This window comes from Exiguobacterium sp. s128 (assembly GCF_018618815.1).
Classification (GTDB): domain Bacteria; phylum Bacillota; class Bacilli; order Exiguobacteriales; family Exiguobacteriaceae; genus Exiguobacterium_A; species Exiguobacterium_A antarcticum.
In genome coordinates, this window is sequence record NZ_JACSMT010000026.1 from 1 (window position 1) to 15,117 (window position 15,117).

Consider the following 15,117-nt stretch of genomic DNA (forward strand, 5'->3'; position numbering starts at 1 on the left):
AAGGATCCGGTCGTCTTACTTTGGTTGATCCAGCGATTAAATGCCGAAGGCGTCAAGTCATATTCCCGAATGATATCGGCGCGTGATTTCCCATTCAAATGGAGTTGGACCATCTGTTGTTTGAATGAATCGCTAAAAATTCTTCGTTCCCGTTTATTCATGAAAGTGATTCTCCTCTGCTGTTCATAATTTTCCTAAGTCTAATTGACCTTAAGGTTTATGTCCAACTAACTGTAGACCATCCAGTCACGAAAATCTTCGCCTGATGAAAATTCCCTGTTTGTCCGATGATCCTGCGACCAAACACGCTTGTTTTGTGCGATAACAAAACGTCGGTGCGATGCACCTCACAGCGGTTCTGAAAGGAACCTGAAGTGAAAGTTCAACGCTGACAGCTCAACGGATAACGAACAATGGTCAACGATCAAATGATCAAAGCGGAAAGTTGAATGAACAAAGCCGGATAAAATCCACGGTCCAACGGAACGAGAGAGGATTTGTTTGTTGCCTCTGGGAGCACCGCGTGGCTGGGCAGACAGGGATATACATAAGGAACCGAACTAACCGGAGAGGATGAGACGGATGCTGAATATATATTTGACTTTGATGGCAATACCCAACCTTGCCCTCGCAGCACTCATCATGGGCGTCGTCTTGACCTTCAAATACGGGCGCCTGTTCGTTCGTCAAGACATCCCGGCATCAAGTAAACAAATCGCAGCCATGTTGTATGGTATGTGCCTGTTTGGTTTGAGCGGCATCGTCCTGTTGTTTTCATGATGACGAGACCTTTTTTGAACGGAGCGATCCGTATCAAAAAAGGTCTTTTTGTTTCAAAGGCGAACGGGTATAGAACGACAAGCCGGATGATTTTTAAAACAAGGAGGAAATGAAGATGGATGAATTATTAAAACGCCGGATTGGGGCGGGGATCGTTGATTTACTCGTACAAGGGATGATTTCCGGAGTGCTCGAGCAGACAGTACTGAAACGTGTCAAAAACAAGGCAGTTCATTCATTAATTACGGAACCAGCCGTTAATTTCTTGATCGAGACGACACAACTCGCGACAGGAAGCCGACAAACCATCGGGCAACGACTGTTTCAGATTCAAGTTGTCAGCGACAACGGACAACCGCTCGCTGTTAAACAGATTGCGAAACGGATTGCTTATCGGGAAACGATTGCCCCGATCAAAGCATGGAAAAACCGTAAAATTTATCTGCAGGACGGATCGGTGTTACCGGAGGATGAATTCGCCGGTACGCGTGTTGTGCGGAAGGGAAAATGAAGCGATTTCCTCGCCTTTACACGTCAGGCAGAACCAGTACCGGTTTTTCTTAATCGGGAAAGGAAGAGGTGCGGATGTGATCAAGACACTTAATATTCAGCCGATCAACGCCGGCAATCGACAAGCGGTTCTGGCATTGGAAGTTGCTCCGACTCAACGTGATTTTATCGAGACTAATCAACAGTCCCTACAAGAAGCCAGGCAAGATCTCGTACACGAGTGGTCATGTCTGGCCTTATGTGAAGCGGATCGTCCAATCGGATTTCTGATGATTGGAGCGGCGAACGAACAGGAACGGTATATTTGGTTAGATCGTTTTATGGTGGATTGGCGCTTTCAAGAAAAAGGATACGGCAAGCTTTTCCTGAAACAGGCGATTCAGTACATTATCAAACAGTATGATGTGGATGAGATTGTTCTCAGTGTTCATCCAAAGAACAGGTCCGCGTGTTTGTTTTATGAAAAAAATGGCTTTCAGAACACACAACAAATCGATGAAGCCAACGGGGAAATCATCTTTGTCTATCCATTGGCGGGAGCGAACTACCCGTGCTTCCTGGATCAAAAGACGTTCTCATGAATCCGTCAACAGACGGAACGAGAACCCGTAAACTAAATAAATATACTCCGGCAACTTGCTAACTGGTGAACGCTGAAAGGTGGACCGATTGATGGGACGACTCATGAATCGGTCCACTTTTTTATTGGGGGTTGATCGTTTATCCACTCCAATAATTTTTTCGCTGGACGTGACAGGACGGCTTCCTTTTTCCAAATCAAAAACGTGTTTGAGGTGACGTTCGGCAGGAGTGGCACAAAAATCAGTTTACTGCCTGTTGTATTGATGATGTGATCCAGGCATAAAGCGTGACCAAGTCCTTCTTTGACCAAAAGTGACGCATTAAACAGTAAGTTATAAGTTCCGACGATGCGGCTTGCATTGAAATCGAGTCCCGTTTTTTCAGCAAACTGCTTCTGGTCTTTGGTTTGTTCCGAGATGATCAACGGTGCATTCCGTAAATCCGATGCATCGACCGTCGTTTGTTGGCCCAGCGGATGGTCTCTTCGTGTCAAGATACCCCATCGGTCGGCTGTTGCAAGCTGCAAATGATGATATTCCTTGACGTCAAACGGTTCAATTACGAGACCGAAATCGAGAATGCCTTTGTCGAGTTTATCGAGGATATCTTGACCGTTGCCGCTGTGGATCCGGATGGTAACCTCAGGGTGCTGCTGATGCATCTCATGAAATGCCCGGATAACGCTCAACATGCTGGTCGTCTCGCCGCCGCCGATGTAGAGATCACCGTGCAACGCTTCTTCCGTCGTCAGATTGGTGACGATTTTATCCGCCAGAGTAACCATTTCGCGCGCCCGTTCGGCTAAATAATAACCGCTCTCCGTCAAAACGATGCCGCTGGGTGTCCGGTCAAATAAAACACCGTTTAGCTCGTCTTCCAACCGTTGCAGTTGGCGGGACAATGCCGGTTGAGAGATCCGGAGAATGCGTGCGGCCCGGGTAATGTTTTTTTCTTCGACGACCGCTAAAAAATACCGTAACTGTTGTAGTTCCATGAGAATCCTCCTATGCGTTTTAGTTATGTCTGGTGATGTAATATTAGCATTAGACATGGCTTATGGATACTTGTAGTGTTGTACACAAGCAAGACATACAAGGAGGAACATCAATGAGTACACCACTAAATAAAGTTATCGTCATTATGGGGGCATCAAGCGGGATTGGCGAAGCGACAGCCCGTTTATTAGCAGCACGAGGAGCGACACTGATGTTGGCAGCCCGTCGTCTCGACCGATTACAGGACATCCGGGACGCGTATCCGCAAGCGGATATTCGGATTAAGCAGGCTGACGTCACGCAGTTTGATCAGGTCGAAGCTGTGATTCAGGAAGCAAATTCGGCATTTGGACGGATTGATGTTCTCTTTAACAATGCCGGCATCATGCCGACCGCACCGCTTGCCGCTGGTCACCGGGAGGACTGGAAACAGATGCTTGATATCAATGTCATGGGGGTATTAAACGGGATCGCCGCGGCGTTACCGATTATGGAACACCAACAAGCCGGTCATATCATTGCAACGGACTCAGTCGCCGGTCATGTCGTCTATCCGGAATCGGCCGTCTATTGTGGGACGAAGTTCGCCGTCCGGGCCATTATGGAAGGTCTGCGGCAAGAACAACGGGAAAACCAGATTAAATCAACCATCATTTCACCAGGTGCCGTGCAGACGGAACTCTACACGACGATCAAGGATCAAACGGTCGGCGAATCCCTTCGTCAAGCGCAACAGGAATGGGGACTGACGAGCGAAGATGTGGCACAAGCCGTTTTGTATGCAATCGACACACCGGACCGGGTTTCGATCAGCAACTTAATCATTCGTCCGACGCAACAACACGTGTGACGCCGATGGAATCATCATCACTTCTTCAACAGATTCAAAATCGACTGATTGAGGTAGACGATCCCCTGTTCGAGCAGATTCATGCCGTACAACGCGACGGAGAACGATTGCTCCACCGGTTGAACCAGCAACTGTTGTCACCAAAGGCGTTTCGTGACACGTTAGCCGAGTTGATCGGTCAGCCGATCGACGAAAGTGTTGTCGTCTTACCCCCGTTTTATACGGACTTCGGGCAACACATTTCGCTCGGAAAAGACATCTTCATCAACCGTGGGGTGATGTTGACGGATCTCGGTTCAATTCAAATTGATGATCATGTGTTGATTGGTCCGTTTGCCAAGTTGCTGACCGTCAACCATCCGGTCAGTCCGGCAAAGCGGCGTGGTTTGCTCGTTGCCCCGATTCGCCTGAAACAAAATGCCTGGATTGGAGCGGGGGCAACGATTCTACCGGGGGTGACGATCGGCGAACACGCGATTGTCGCAGCAAATGCGACCGTGACGAAAGATGTCCCGGACAAGGCGATCGTCGCCGGTACCCCGGCTCGAATCATCCGTTACGTTGATGAGACGGAGGGATGAGATGAACCGTCGCATGATTGTCATAATTATGATCCTCTTACTTGTACTGTCGGGATGCGGTACGTCGGCGCCTGTGTCGACCGAATCAGACAAAACGGTCAAGGAGAGGGAAACCATGAACATCGAAATCAATGGTCAGATCGCTTCAGTACAACTGGAAGACAACGCGACTACTGCAGCCTTGATGGCGGACGCTCCGTTTACGATTAAAATGGATGACTTGCATCGGAATGAAAAGTACCATTATTTCGACAAGGTGTTCCCGACGGATGCCCAATCGGTTCAGACGATTGAAGCCGGAGATGTGCTGCTGTATCAAAACAATTGTTTAGTGATTTTTTATGAAGCGGTCGAACCGGCGGCTGAATATACACGAATCGGAAAAATCACCGATTTTGAGGACATCCAATCCCTGTTTGCCCCCGAAAGTGTCCAGATTCGTTTTCCGAATGAATGAGCGACGTAAAAAAGACTTACAGCTGGTCACTGACCGGTTGTAAGTCTTTTTAAATTGATGTTTTTGTGGTCATTTCAGGGACAGAGGTGAAAAGGAACTATCCAAGTTCCATAACCGGTCTCCAAGTTGTTTAAGCAACTCGTTGGCCCGGCGCTCGATCGTCTCGGGAAGTGTCGCCTGGCTGAAGTAGCTCAGATTCAGACTTTCTCCGTCCAGCATCCTAAGCGTCCCCGTGACGTCTTTTGCATGATAAAGATGAATGACGCTGTATGTTTCATCCCCGTTCGGATACTGGAAGTAAAAGCGGGGACCGGAAAAGACACCGATCAGTTCCAGTTGAGTCGTCTGTAGACCAGTCTCCTCCTGCAGTTCGCGGATGGCGACTTCTTCGAGTGTTTCGCCAAGCTCCATCGATCCGCCGGGCAGTCCCCAGTCGTGTGTATCGGACCGGTGTTGGAATAAGACTTCCCGTTGATCGTTCGTCACGAGGACCGTCGTACCGACGCTGATGATCGGACGACTGCCGATTGTCTTGCGTAATTCTGAGATATACCCCATGTAGAGACCTCCTTCAAGATCTGTAAGATCGGCTTTGATGTAACCAGTGTTTGCACAGGACGGAACAGCAACCTTGTTCGTGATCACGTCTCAATCATTCGGCTGGATTGAGGTGGATCGCATATGTTGACAGTACATCGGTAAATTGCTGAACACTCATGTCAGGCTGCAATCGCAGTGAAGGGCGGACAGATTCGTCGGAATCACTTCAATCAACAGAATCTGTTCGAACAAAAGTTCTTGCGCGGATAACCATTCGGAAACGCTCGGTCGCTCCTCCATTACCGGATAAATCCACCCTCTGCATGAATGATCTGTCCTGTGATCCAGGCGGCGTCTTCACTGACGAGAAAGGCAATGGTCCGCGCGGCATCATTCGGCGTACCGATCCGTCCGAACGGAAACTGCGGTTGCAGCTGCGTCCGGACGTCATCCGTCATCCATGTCGAATCGGTTGGTCCGGGATTGAGCGCGTTGACGGTAATCCCAAGCGGCGCGATGGCGAGCGAAAACGAGGTCGTAAACGCTGAAATCGCCCCTTTCGTTGTGGCATAAGCGAGTTCATCCGGCATCGGACCGAGATCCTGTCCGGACGTCATGTTGACGATGCGACCATTCTGCAAACCGGCTTGCTCGAACTGACGGGCAAACAGGACCGATAACAGCAACGTGCTCCGGATGTTGACGGCGTAGTGGGCATCGAGTGCTGCAATGTCCAAGGAAGCCAAATTGGTCTGCGTCGAATGAGCGGCATTGTTGATCAGGACGGACGGCGTACCTACCGTTGAGAGTGTATGGGCGAAAACACGTTCTGCAGCATCGGGTGCCGACAGGTCGATTTCGAACACTTCGTGTTGGGTACCGTTTGCCGTCAGCTCTGCTTGAAACGCCTTGATCCAGGAAGGATCGGCTTTCCAGTATGTAAAACAAATCGTCATCCCTTGAGCCGCAAGCTTCCGGCAAATCGCCGTACCGATATCATCGGGATGGCTCGCACCGGTAATGAGTGCGATCCGGGGTGAGTATGACATAACAACGCCTCCAATATAAGTCCCTCTATGTGTGTTCATTGTACCGTGATGAAAAGAATGGTGTCCAGAAAAAAAGAGGGATTTTTTTACAAAATACAATAGAATCCATCTGTTTCCAAATGCTATGATGGAAAAAGAGGTGGTTCAACGTGTTGAAACGGAAATACGCAACGCGCTCGTCATGGAAGCGGATAATCGAACGAAACTACCGGGAGCTGTACCTTGAGACGGAATCGTTCACCGGGTATGTAACACGGCTCGATATGATTCAGGTGACGCACCCGTTGCATGTTCGGTATTCAGAACAGACGATTCAGCTGGTTGGCGACGGCTATTCCTGGCTCCAACAGTTTCCGATCGGAAAACAGCATGTCGTCACGACGATGTTTGATGAAAAGGGAAAGATCGTTCAATCGTACATCGATATTTGTCTTCAACATGGACGGGATACGACCGGGGTTTTCTGGGACGATTTATTTTTGGATCTGGTTCTGTTGCCATCCGGCGAGTGTCTGATCCATGATGCGGATGAGCTGGACAACGAGTGCGATCAATCGGACGCAGTATGATGCAGCATGGAAAGAAGTCGAGGTGTTGCAACATCAAATCCGGATGAAGAATGTTCTGCTCCATCCGCTTGCTCGTGTGCATCATGACGTACTAGGCGATGTGTGATCAAAACAAACATATCCCATTGATTAGAAATAGAATCAATGGGATGGTAGAAATTTGAAATAACCGCAGTCTCGTGAGATGCCGCTAAACAATTTTGTTGTGATTATTATAAAGGACAAACAGAACGATACTGATGACTGCTAAGGCGACCACGATGAGCACCATCATGATGTTTCATCTCCTTTTTCTTTCTGAAACACGACATATCTCGTTAGTTGTCTTTACCCGTAAATCAGAAAAACGAGTAGGCGGTCCGCAGAAAGTTTGTAACACATTGAGACAATTGACGGGAAGTCGTATCTTAAAAATCACGGAGGAAATCATCATGAAACAGGTTTACATACTTGATACGGATGGAACGTTATTTCAGATAAACCGGATTCTCGGTCATGCCCTGGAAGATGCGTTCTGCTTTTTACGCGCCCCTGGTCGCTGGACCGGAGAAACACCGCTGGCTGGACGGCGTCTACAGCATTGAAGACGTCGCTTCGTCGCAAAAAAGTGATTTGGTCACCTGCATCCTGTCCGAGCACCAGCTAACGGAAGCGGTCGTCGTCGGAGACTAGATATCCGACTTTACGGCGGCGAAGGTTAATCAGTTGCCTGCCGTCGGCTATCGGTTCGATTTTTCAAACGAAGCGGAACTGTCACAGGCCGATGTCATCATTGAGGATTTACGGGAGCTTGTTCAGATTGGTTTGAGAGCGATAACAAAATGATAGAACGCATTCTAAAACCGGTGTCCCCTTCAACAGCTGAAGGGGACACCGGTTTTTGCTTATCCGATTATTTTTTTTGAAACAGGGCGGTCCACAGTCCGGAGAATCCGAAGGCGACCTCCGTCGGAGCGGCCTCCTGCATCAAGCGGATTTCAAGCACATCGAACATGTCGAAAATCGACCGGAGTTTGTCTTCCGTGAAGCCGAGACCGCCGTACTGTCCACCTTCGACGAAACAGGTCAGGGCAAAACAGCCGCCCGGCAGAAAGGCATCCGAGACGATACGGATGTAGTCGTTTCGATGGTGGGGCGCGATATGGTGGAAACAACCGGAATCATAGACAAAATCATACGTCCCGTGTTCGAACGGAAGCTCAAACAGGTTTCCTTGCTGGAAGCGGACATCGAGTTTCCGTTCTCGCGCCCATTCGTTTGCGCAGTCAACCGATGTTTGCGCGAGATCAATCGTGTCGACCTGACTGCCATGTTTCGTTTCCATTACCGGGAATGATGAACCTCCCGCAAAGATGACAGGATATGGTATCCTGAGACAAACAGCAAGCCAATCAAAAGCAGAAAGCAGGCGATTTTTGATGAGCAATCCACTGGGTCAACTCGCATGGACCTTCGTTTCTGAGTGTGACATCCCGCAAGACGTGCAAGGGTTATTGATTCCGGACGAACGGGCGTTGTCCGCCTACAAGACGATCCGTGACGTCGCCATCTTCACGACACACCGGCTGATCATCCGGGACGCCCAAGGGTTGACCGGGAAAAAGGTCGAAGTTTATTCGATTCCTTACAAGTCGATTAACATGTACTCAACGGAAAACGCTGGCGGGATGTTTGACATCAACTCGGAAGTTCAACTTTTTACCCGGGCCGGAATGATCAAGATCAATCTCAACAAAAAAGTCGATGTCCGAAAAATTGACCTGCTGATTGCCAACGCGATTTTGTAAAAGGAGTTGAGAAATAATGAGACGATTAATGAAACGTTTATCGAAGAAAAAAAGACTATTTCTGCTCGTGACACTCATCGCCACGATCTGTCGACCAAAACGAGTCCGTTGATTTTATTTCAATTCTCGTAATTAATTTGTTTAAAAAACACCAAACTAAACCTTACCAATCATTCCAGAACGATTCATCCTCTACCACTCATAACAGGTACAAATCAACTATCTGCTCGTCCGAACAATCAAAAACGGACCCCGTAAGGATCCGTCCCATTCCAGATAAAGAAATGACCGACAGCCCACCGACTGTCGGTCATTGTTGTTTATCCTGTCTTGCGCATCGATTCGAACAGACGTCCTTTATAAACGTCGGCGATCGTGTTCAAAAACGATTCAGAGAAACGTTTCGGGAAATACGCCTTCGCATAAAAATAGTGATAAGCACGCTTTAAATCATCCCATTGCGTACACGGATCGGTCTGGCGGAATCGGGCGACGTCGATGATCCGTGTCCCGGTTGGCGTCAACAGGATGTTCCGAAGATGGATGTCCGATGGATTCAAACCGACGGAACGTGCTTCAGCTAAAGCCCGATCGACCGTTTGGATGACATCGTCCGTGATGAGTGTCCCGCTGATCAGACACTCGAACAACGTTTGTCCTTCGATGTATTCGATGACGAGGTAGTCAGTCCCATATTCATACTGTTCCGCATACGTCGCAAAGGGACTTAATTGTTCATAAATTGACCCCTCGATTGCCGCAAGATGGCGGTGCGATGGGAAAAACTTCTTGATCACCCGATCCGTTTCGCGGACCCGGAACACAAACGCACTTCGACCTGTTCCGATCCAGTCCAGTTCGTCTGGGTGAGCGGTGACGGTATAGCCCTCCTCGATCTCTGTCAGGTGGATGGCAAAAGCCAATTCGGAATCTGTTTTCACAAATGCCACTTCCTTTCTCTTCTTTAATTATACGCTGTTTTCCGGCAGAAGGTTTCAGAAAACTGTTCGTGTGTGAAAGTTTTGAACATTTTGTGATATGCTGAAAATGTACAGCCACTACCGAGCCAAGGGGGAATTTTAATGAATACATTACAACAATGGCGTGACCATTTTGAATCGCTTCGTGCCTATGAGGAAGCAGTTGCGTTACTCTACTGGGACATGCGGACCTACATGCCGGAACAGTCAGCCGAAAATCGGTCGAAATCGATCGGTTTTTTGTCAACGGAAAGTTTCCGTCGCCGGACGGGAACGGTCTATCAATCGTTGTTAGAAGCGATGGGGCAAGAGACATTGACCGGTCTGGAAGCAGTTTCGTACGAAAAAGCGAAACAAGCGTATGACCGGGATTCAAAGATTCCGGAAGCGGAGTATCAGACGTTCATTACGCTGATTTCAGAAGCTGAAAGTGTCTGGGAAAAGGCGAAAGATGCCGACGATTGGGAATTGTTTGCGCCGTACTTAGAAAAAATCGTTGCCATGGAACGGAAATTCGTCGAGTACTGGGGATATGCACAACATCCGTATGATGCCTTGTTACATGATTATGAGCCGGGCATGACGGTCGCGGAACTCGATCCGTTATTCGCAGAATTACGGCAAGCAATCATCACACTGTTGAAACAGCTGGATGGGAAAACGTTCCCGACACTCGACTGGTCAGCGGACCGGGACACGCAGATTCAGTTGAATCATGAATGGTTAAACGATATCGGGTACGATTTCACGGCCGGACGACTCGATGAGACGGTCCATCCGTTCCAGACGACGATCAACCGGAAGGATGCGCGGGTCACGACGAAGTATGATGAAGCCGACTACCGCAATTCTGTGTTCGGAACGATGCATGAAGCGGGACACGCGACGTACGAACAAGGTATCGCACCGGAACTCGATACGCTTGGACTTGGAGAAGGGGCCTCGATGGGCATCCACGAGTCACAATCGTTGTTCTTTGAGAACTTCATCGGTCGTAATCAAGGGTTCCTCGCGGCCCGTTATGCCGGGTTGCAACAGGCGATTTCATCGTTGAAAGACGTGCCGTTCGAGACATTTTATGCTGCTGTTAATGAAGTCAAACCGTCCCTCATCCGGATCGAAGCGGATGAGCTGACGTATGCGCTCCATATCATCATCCGGTATGAACTCGAAAAACGATTGATTACAGGTGAGCTGGAAGTCAAGAATTTGCCGGCAGAATGGAACCGTCTCTATAAGGAATACTTGGGAGTCGACGTCCCGTCAAACGCAAAAGGGGTCTTACAGGACGTCCACTGGTCCGGCGGTTCGTTCGGATACTTCCCGAGTTACGCGCTTGGTCTCGTCTATAGCGCCCAGTTGAACGAAGCCTTGCGTCGTGATGTCGCAAACGTCGATCAACTGATTGCCGACGGAACGCTGGCACCGATCAAGGAATGGCTCAATCTAAACATTCATCAATATGGAAAAGCGAAAACACCAGCAGAGCTGATTCAAGCGGCAACCGGTCAAGCGATTTCGGTCCAACCGTTGATCCACTATTTGACGGCGAAATATACACGGGTCGTCGAGGCGTTATGATGCGTTGGTTTGCCCATCGCGGAGCGAGCGATCAGTTTCCGGAAAACACGCTCGAAGCGATCGAGGCGGCGATTCCCGATGTTGACGGAATTGAGTTTGATGTCCATTTCTCACGCGACGGTGTTGGTGTCATCATTCATGACGAGACCGTCAATCGGACGACGGACGGTACGGGGCGGGTCGTTGATCTGACGGTAGCCGAACTGAAACAGTTGAACGCCGGTGCCCGTTTCAAAGGTAGCGATGGACCGGTGAAAACAACGATTCCGACGCTCGATGAAGTGTTGGCGTTGCTCGCTCCGACGAATGTGAAACTGAATATTGAACTGAAGACGGATACGATCCGCTATCCGGGAATCGAAGCCTATACGTTAGGGCGTTGTCACGCACATGGGATTGAGAAAAATCGATTGATTTTCAGTTCCTTTAACCATTATTCCATCGATACGGTCCGAAAACTCGATCCGGGTGTCGAGACGGCCATCCTTTATCCGTATCCGCTTTATCATCCGGAACAGCAGGCGAAACAACTGGGAGCAAAAGCGATTCACCCGGATTACCGACGGGTGACGAAGGGCGATGTCAGACTGGCCCATGCGGCGGGGATTGAGGTCCGTGTCTACACACCAAAATCGGTCGAAGACGTGCGGCGGATGATCATGCTGGGCGTTGACGCCGTCATCGTCAATGATCCAAAAGGTTTCAAGGCAAGCTTGTCCATCCACTAAGGAGGAAGCGTCATGCGCAAGGAGCAGTTGTTTATCATTTTAGCGTCAGTAGCAGCGCTCGTCATCGGTCTGCAGATTGGTTTTGCCAGTCTACCTGCCCCGAAACCAAAACGGATCGAGGAATCGGTGACGAAACCGGATGATTTTCAGGGAGGACTTCGCGACGCGAAAACCGAATTAAAGATGGTACAACGTTTTGCTTTAACGAGTACGATCGAACACGATCGTTTGCGTCGGACGTGGATCTACACGAGTCAAACACCGAGCCGGATTGCCGTTGACTGGTATTATGTCGCAAGTTATCCGGAAAAACAGGTCCAGATGACACGGAACGACGTCTCACGGATTTTGACGTATGATCGGTATTTAGTAGTCATTCGTCCGATTTACGGTGTTATTGAAGACAGTGAGCTGGAACAGTTTTCTTTACGTTTTTCAAGCTATTTCATGACCATGCAACAACAAAAGGAGGATGACGATGTCAGGTAAAATCATTCTATTGATTGGTGGATCAGGCAGCGGAAAGTCTTCCTTGATTAAACGGTTACGCCATGAATATGAACGTGTCCGCTTTATTCCATCTGTGACGACTCGACCGAAACGGCCAACGGAACACGATGGTGAGAGTTATCATTTCGTTGACGTCAAAACCTTTCAACAATTGATCCAAGAGAACGGCTTCATCGAATATGCCCATGTCCACCGCGCCTGGTACGGGACTCCGCGGCAAGCATACGAGGAGATTCTCGCAACAGACGGAATCGTCATCAAGGACATCGACCCGAAAGGCGCAGCGGCGTTCAAAACGTTGTTCGCGGATCAGGTGATTACGATTTTTGTATCCGTTCCGCCGGATTTAATGAAAGAACGATTGTTGATGCGGGGCGATACACCGGAGTTCGAAGCGCGACTCGTCGATTATGCCGATGCCTGGAAAGACCGGGATCATTATGACTATATGATTGAAAACATCGACTTTGAACAAGCGTATGTGGATTTACTCGGAATCATTTCCGCCTATATCCCGGGACAACCGTCCGAATCGTAACAGCAGGGAATTCGTTCCTTGCTGTTTTTTCATCCATTCTCAAACAGGAGGTTCTGATGGATCCAATCGAACAGATGTTACGGGAACAACCTGAATTTCAAGGCATCGTGGTATGGGAACGAATCAAAAACCGGTATTCCCGTCATCCGAAATATGTCCTTCAGCAAAACGGACGAACATCGATTGTCCATGTCGCTCCACGGGAAACGTTTGAACGAAAACGGGCAGAGTTTACGTGGCTCCAACGGATGAAGCAGGAAGGTTTGCCTGTTCCGGAACCGTTTGCTGTCAAACAGTTGCCGTCGATCTGTTACGTTTGGTACGGTTTCCTGTCTGGGCAAACGGTGAAGAAGACCTTGCCGCTTCTTCAGGAAACGGCATATGGTATGGGACAGGAAGCAGGGCGGCTTTTGAGGCGTCTTCATCAGTATGCAGCACCGGCAGACGTCAATCCGTGGTATGGACGGTGTCTGGACAAACATCAACGGTATGTCCGACTGTATGAGCAGGGACCGATTCGACTAAAAGCGGACGAGGCAATCCTTTCCTTGATCAAAGAGCGCCGGCATCTGGTGAAAGGGCGGCCGAATCATTTTCAGCATGATGACTTTCATCTCGACAATCTGATTACGGACGGGTCTAATCTGACGGGGGTAATTGATTTTTCGAATTACGATTTTGGGGACCCATGGCACGACTTCGTCAAACTTGGGCTGTTCCAAGTCGCGGACAGCCGTCCGTTTGCTGTTGGTCAAATCGACGGTTATTTTGACGGTGACGTGCCGGACGTCTTTTGGGAAGTGTATGCCGTGTATCTTGCGATGGCGTTATTTTCGTCGCTTGTCTGGACCCAACGTCACGCCCCGGAGGAAATCGGACCGATGACAGCCCGTCTTGAATCGATCCTCGTGGAACATCATCATTTCGAACGAGCGCGGCCCGACTGGTACACTTCGTTTTAAGAGTGTTAGACAAAAAAATAAGACGGTTGTTTCCCACGCGATGCTCTGTGGTAAACGACCGTCTTATTTGTGTACCATCAACTGTCCCACATTTCCTCCAGGTGTTCGGCGTAAAATCGTAATGCCCGTCGATAGGTCCGAATGTCTGCATCGTGTGTCGTCTCGACAAGCGTCTTGACGAGGAGTCCGATCGACTCGGACGAACGGTCAAGATTGTACAGCGTCAAGGCTAAAAACGTTTGTAACGCCGGATGGTCCGGGAAGTGAGTCAGTCCTTCCGTCAAGGTCGTATAGGCCTCTTCATAACGCCCGAGTGCCCGGTAAGTACTACCAAGACCGACGTATGCCTGTTGCAAGTCAGGGGCCGATAAGCCGGCCTCAATCGCCTGGACGTAGTAGGGGACGGCAGCCGCTTCTTCGCCGAGGCTATCGTGACACCAAGCCATCTGATAATTCACGAACGGATCGTCAGGTGTCTGATCGAGATACGAAGTAACCAGTTTTTTAGCATCGGCGTAGTGGTTGGTCTGCCGCAATAGCCGGACCTGTTCCCAGTCATGGGGACGGGTTTGTGTCGTGGTCCGCTCCTGTCGCAGACTGACGAAGATCCGTTGGTCGATCCACGTCTCGTGTTGCGCTAAAAACTGGTGGCGGATCCCTTCCTCCTGCATGCCGAGACGCTCAGCGAGTGCAAGCGACGGCTGATGGCTCGGGTCGATGTGCAGCTCGATCCGGTGAAAATGGAGGTGATCGAACGCCAGTGTATGTACCGCAGTCAAGGCTTCCACCCCGTATTCGTCGAGCGATGGTGCAGGGAACGCATAACCGATCCGGGCCCATTGAAAATCGTTTCGTGCGAGTGTCGACAGGATGATCCTTCCGAGCGGTAGCCCCTCTTCCGTACGAAAAACGCCGAAGTGGTATTCGCGATCGTCTGCTGCCCCTTGTTGGTGTAAAGCGACGACCGTCTTAAAATCGGATTCAGTAAAGCCGGCCGGGACAAGAGAAGCGGCAAGACAGTCCGGGTAATCCGATGAATCAAGCGGACGAATCGTCAACCGATCCGTTTGTGTTTCGAGGGAAAACGTCATCTTCAAGTCACTCCTTCATCTGAAGTC

23 protein-coding genes are annotated in these 15,117 nt (G+C 49.5%); 15 read left to right on the forward strand and 8 right to left on the reverse strand.

Going from position 1 to position 15,117, the window contains the following annotated elements:
* On the reverse strand, nucleotides 1–161 hold a 161-nt coding region (locus KNQ13_RS10600; RefSeq protein WP_214773224.1), incomplete at its 3' end, for a helix-turn-helix domain-containing protein.
* A 421-nt stretch (nucleotides 162–582) separates the two neighbouring features.
* Between KNQ13_RS10600 and KNQ13_RS10605 the strand changes: the two genes are divergently transcribed.
* The 3 genes from KNQ13_RS10605 to KNQ13_RS10615 all read left to right on the forward strand — a co-directional run bounded on the left by KNQ13_RS10605 (nucleotide 583) and on the right by KNQ13_RS10615 (nucleotide 1,871).
* Nucleotides 583–780: a hypothetical protein gene (locus KNQ13_RS10605; RefSeq protein WP_026830781.1), complete on the forward strand. Its 198-nt coding sequence runs from the start codon at nucleotides 583–585 to the stop codon at nucleotides 778–780.
* 115 nt (nucleotides 781–895) lie between these two features.
* Nucleotides 896–1,291, forward strand: coding sequence for an RDD family protein (locus KNQ13_RS10610; protein WP_209548344.1), 396 nt, complete (start codon nucleotides 896–898; stop codon nucleotides 1,289–1,291).
* 76 nt (nucleotides 1,292–1,367) lie between these two features.
* Nucleotides 1,368–1,871: a GNAT family N-acetyltransferase gene (locus KNQ13_RS10615; RefSeq protein WP_209548343.1), complete on the forward strand. Its 504-nt coding sequence runs from the start codon at nucleotides 1,368–1,370 to the stop codon at nucleotides 1,869–1,871.
* A 101-nt stretch (nucleotides 1,872–1,972) separates the two neighbouring features.
* Here KNQ13_RS10615 and KNQ13_RS10620 read toward each other — a convergent pair whose 3' ends face one another.
* A complete protein-coding gene (locus KNQ13_RS10620; RefSeq protein ID WP_209548342.1) occupies nucleotides 1,973–2,866 on the reverse strand; it encodes a LysR family transcriptional regulator in 894 nt (297 codons plus the stop codon).
* Between the two features lie 113 nt (nucleotides 2,867–2,979).
* On the opposite strand from KNQ13_RS10620, the gene KNQ13_RS10625 reads away from it, so the two are divergent.
* From KNQ13_RS10625 to KNQ13_RS10635, 3 genes are all read left to right on the forward strand, one after another.
* Nucleotides 2,980–3,717, forward strand: coding sequence for an SDR family oxidoreductase (locus tag KNQ13_RS10625; protein ID WP_026830785.1), 738 nt, complete (start codon nucleotides 2,980–2,982; stop codon nucleotides 3,715–3,717).
* 5 nt (nucleotides 3,718–3,722) lie between these two features.
* The gene (locus tag KNQ13_RS10630; protein ID WP_209548341.1) at nucleotides 3,723–4,298 is read left to right on the forward strand and encodes a DapH/DapD/GlmU-related protein; all 576 of its coding nucleotides are present in this window, start codon (nucleotides 3,723–3,725) and stop codon (nucleotides 4,296–4,298) included.
* 115 nt (nucleotides 4,299–4,413) lie between these two features.
* Nucleotides 4,414–4,755, forward strand: coding sequence for a cyclophilin-like fold protein (locus tag KNQ13_RS10635; protein ID WP_236624382.1), 342 nt, complete (start codon nucleotides 4,414–4,416; stop codon nucleotides 4,753–4,755).
* 69 nt (nucleotides 4,756–4,824) lie between these two features.
* On the opposite strand, the gene KNQ13_RS10640 is transcribed toward KNQ13_RS10635, so the two are convergent.
* The 3 genes from KNQ13_RS10640 to KNQ13_RS10645 all read right to left on the reverse strand — a co-directional run bounded on the left by KNQ13_RS10640 (nucleotide 4,825) and on the right by KNQ13_RS10645 (nucleotide 6,344).
* Nucleotides 4,825–5,313 (reverse strand): NUDIX hydrolase, encoded by a 489-nt coding sequence (locus KNQ13_RS10640; RefSeq protein ID WP_209548339.1) that lies wholly within the window; start codon nucleotides 5,311–5,313, stop codon nucleotides 4,825–4,827.
* Between the two features lie 156 nt (nucleotides 5,314–5,469).
* On the reverse strand, nucleotides 5,470–5,595 hold the full coding sequence (locus KNQ13_RS16120) for a hypothetical protein (protein WP_256439788.1): 126 nt from the start codon (nucleotides 5,593–5,595) through the stop codon (nucleotides 5,470–5,472).
* The gene (locus KNQ13_RS10645) at nucleotides 5,595–6,344 is read right to left on the reverse strand and encodes an SDR family oxidoreductase (RefSeq protein ID WP_209548338.1); all 750 of its coding nucleotides are present in this window, start codon (nucleotides 6,342–6,344) and stop codon (nucleotides 5,595–5,597) included. Before KNQ13_RS10645 ends, KNQ13_RS16120 begins: the two co-directional genes overlap by 1 nt.
* 149 nt (nucleotides 6,345–6,493) lie before the next feature.
* Here KNQ13_RS10645 and KNQ13_RS10650 point away from each other — a divergent pair, with 149 nt between their 5' ends.
* The 3 genes from KNQ13_RS10650 (at nucleotide 6,494) to KNQ13_RS16215 (ending at nucleotide 7,585) form a co-directional block, all read left to right on the forward strand.
* Complete coding sequence (locus KNQ13_RS10650) at nucleotides 6,494–6,913, forward strand: DUF402 domain-containing protein (RefSeq protein WP_261974132.1); 420 nt, start codon at nucleotides 6,494–6,496, stop codon at nucleotides 6,911–6,913.
* A complete protein-coding gene (locus KNQ13_RS15990) occupies nucleotides 6,873–7,019 on the forward strand; it encodes a hypothetical protein (protein ID WP_251027411.1) in 147 nt (48 codons plus the stop codon). Before KNQ13_RS10650 ends, KNQ13_RS15990 begins: the two co-directional genes overlap by 41 nt.
* Nucleotides 7,020–7,408: 389 nt before the next feature.
* Nucleotides 7,409–7,585, forward strand: a complete 177-nt coding sequence (locus KNQ13_RS16215) for a hypothetical protein (RefSeq protein WP_312846194.1) — start codon at nucleotides 7,409–7,411, stop codon at nucleotides 7,583–7,585.
* A 220-nt stretch (nucleotides 7,586–7,805) separates the two neighbouring features.
* Here KNQ13_RS16215 and KNQ13_RS10660 read toward each other — a convergent pair whose 3' ends face one another.
* Nucleotides 7,806–8,339, reverse strand: coding sequence for a class I SAM-dependent methyltransferase (locus tag KNQ13_RS10660; RefSeq protein ID WP_345774521.1), 534 nt, complete (start codon nucleotides 8,337–8,339; stop codon nucleotides 7,806–7,808).
* Here KNQ13_RS10660 and KNQ13_RS10665 point away from each other — a divergent pair.
* Nucleotides 8,332–8,700: a PH domain-containing protein gene (locus tag KNQ13_RS10665; RefSeq protein ID WP_209548337.1), complete on the forward strand. Its 369-nt coding sequence runs from the start codon at nucleotides 8,332–8,334 to the stop codon at nucleotides 8,698–8,700. The genes KNQ13_RS10660 and KNQ13_RS10665 overlap by 8 nt on opposite strands.
* A 320-nt stretch (nucleotides 8,701–9,020) precedes the next feature.
* Here the strand turns inward: KNQ13_RS10665 and KNQ13_RS10670 are convergent, their stop codons facing one another.
* Nucleotides 9,021–9,641, reverse strand: a complete 621-nt coding sequence (locus KNQ13_RS10670) for an LPS core heptose (II) kinase (protein WP_014970486.1) — start codon at nucleotides 9,639–9,641, stop codon at nucleotides 9,021–9,023.
* Between the two features lie 141 nt (nucleotides 9,642–9,782).
* Here KNQ13_RS10670 and KNQ13_RS10675 point away from each other — a divergent pair, with 141 nt between their 5' ends.
* The 5 genes from KNQ13_RS10675 to KNQ13_RS10695 are packed head-to-tail and all read left to right on the forward strand — an operon-like array spanning nucleotide 9,783 to nucleotide 13,999.
* A complete protein-coding gene (locus KNQ13_RS10675) occupies nucleotides 9,783–11,261 on the forward strand; it encodes a carboxypeptidase M32 (protein ID WP_014970485.1) in 1,479 nt (492 codons plus the stop codon).
* Nucleotides 11,261–11,989: a glycerophosphodiester phosphodiesterase gene (locus tag KNQ13_RS10680; RefSeq protein WP_236624387.1), complete on the forward strand. Its 729-nt coding sequence runs from the start codon at nucleotides 11,261–11,263 to the stop codon at nucleotides 11,987–11,989. The genes KNQ13_RS10675 and KNQ13_RS10680 overlap by 1 nt, the downstream gene beginning before the upstream one ends.
* Nucleotides 11,990–12,001: 12 nt before the next feature.
* Nucleotides 12,002–12,478, forward strand: a complete 477-nt coding sequence (locus KNQ13_RS10685) for a hypothetical protein (protein WP_026830792.1) — start codon at nucleotides 12,002–12,004, stop codon at nucleotides 12,476–12,478.
* Nucleotides 12,468–13,037 carry a guanylate kinase gene (locus tag KNQ13_RS10690; protein WP_014970482.1) on the forward strand — a complete coding sequence of 190 codons (570 nt, stop codon included), beginning with the start codon at nucleotides 12,468–12,470 and terminating at the stop codon, nucleotides 13,035–13,037. The genes KNQ13_RS10685 and KNQ13_RS10690 overlap by 11 nt, the downstream gene beginning before the upstream one ends.
* A 56-nt stretch (nucleotides 13,038–13,093) precedes the next feature.
* Nucleotides 13,094–13,999, forward strand: a complete 906-nt coding sequence (locus tag KNQ13_RS10695; RefSeq protein WP_026830793.1) for an aminoglycoside phosphotransferase family protein — start codon at nucleotides 13,094–13,096, stop codon at nucleotides 13,997–13,999.
* A 77-nt stretch (nucleotides 14,000–14,076) separates the two neighbouring features.
* On the opposite strand, the gene KNQ13_RS10700 is transcribed toward KNQ13_RS10695, so the two are convergent.
* Nucleotides 14,077–15,090 carry a tetratricopeptide repeat protein gene (locus KNQ13_RS10700; protein ID WP_209548336.1) on the reverse strand — a complete coding sequence of 338 codons (1,014 nt, stop codon included), beginning with the start codon at nucleotides 15,088–15,090 and terminating at the stop codon, nucleotides 14,077–14,079.
* Nucleotides 15,091–15,117: the final 27 nt, after the last annotated feature.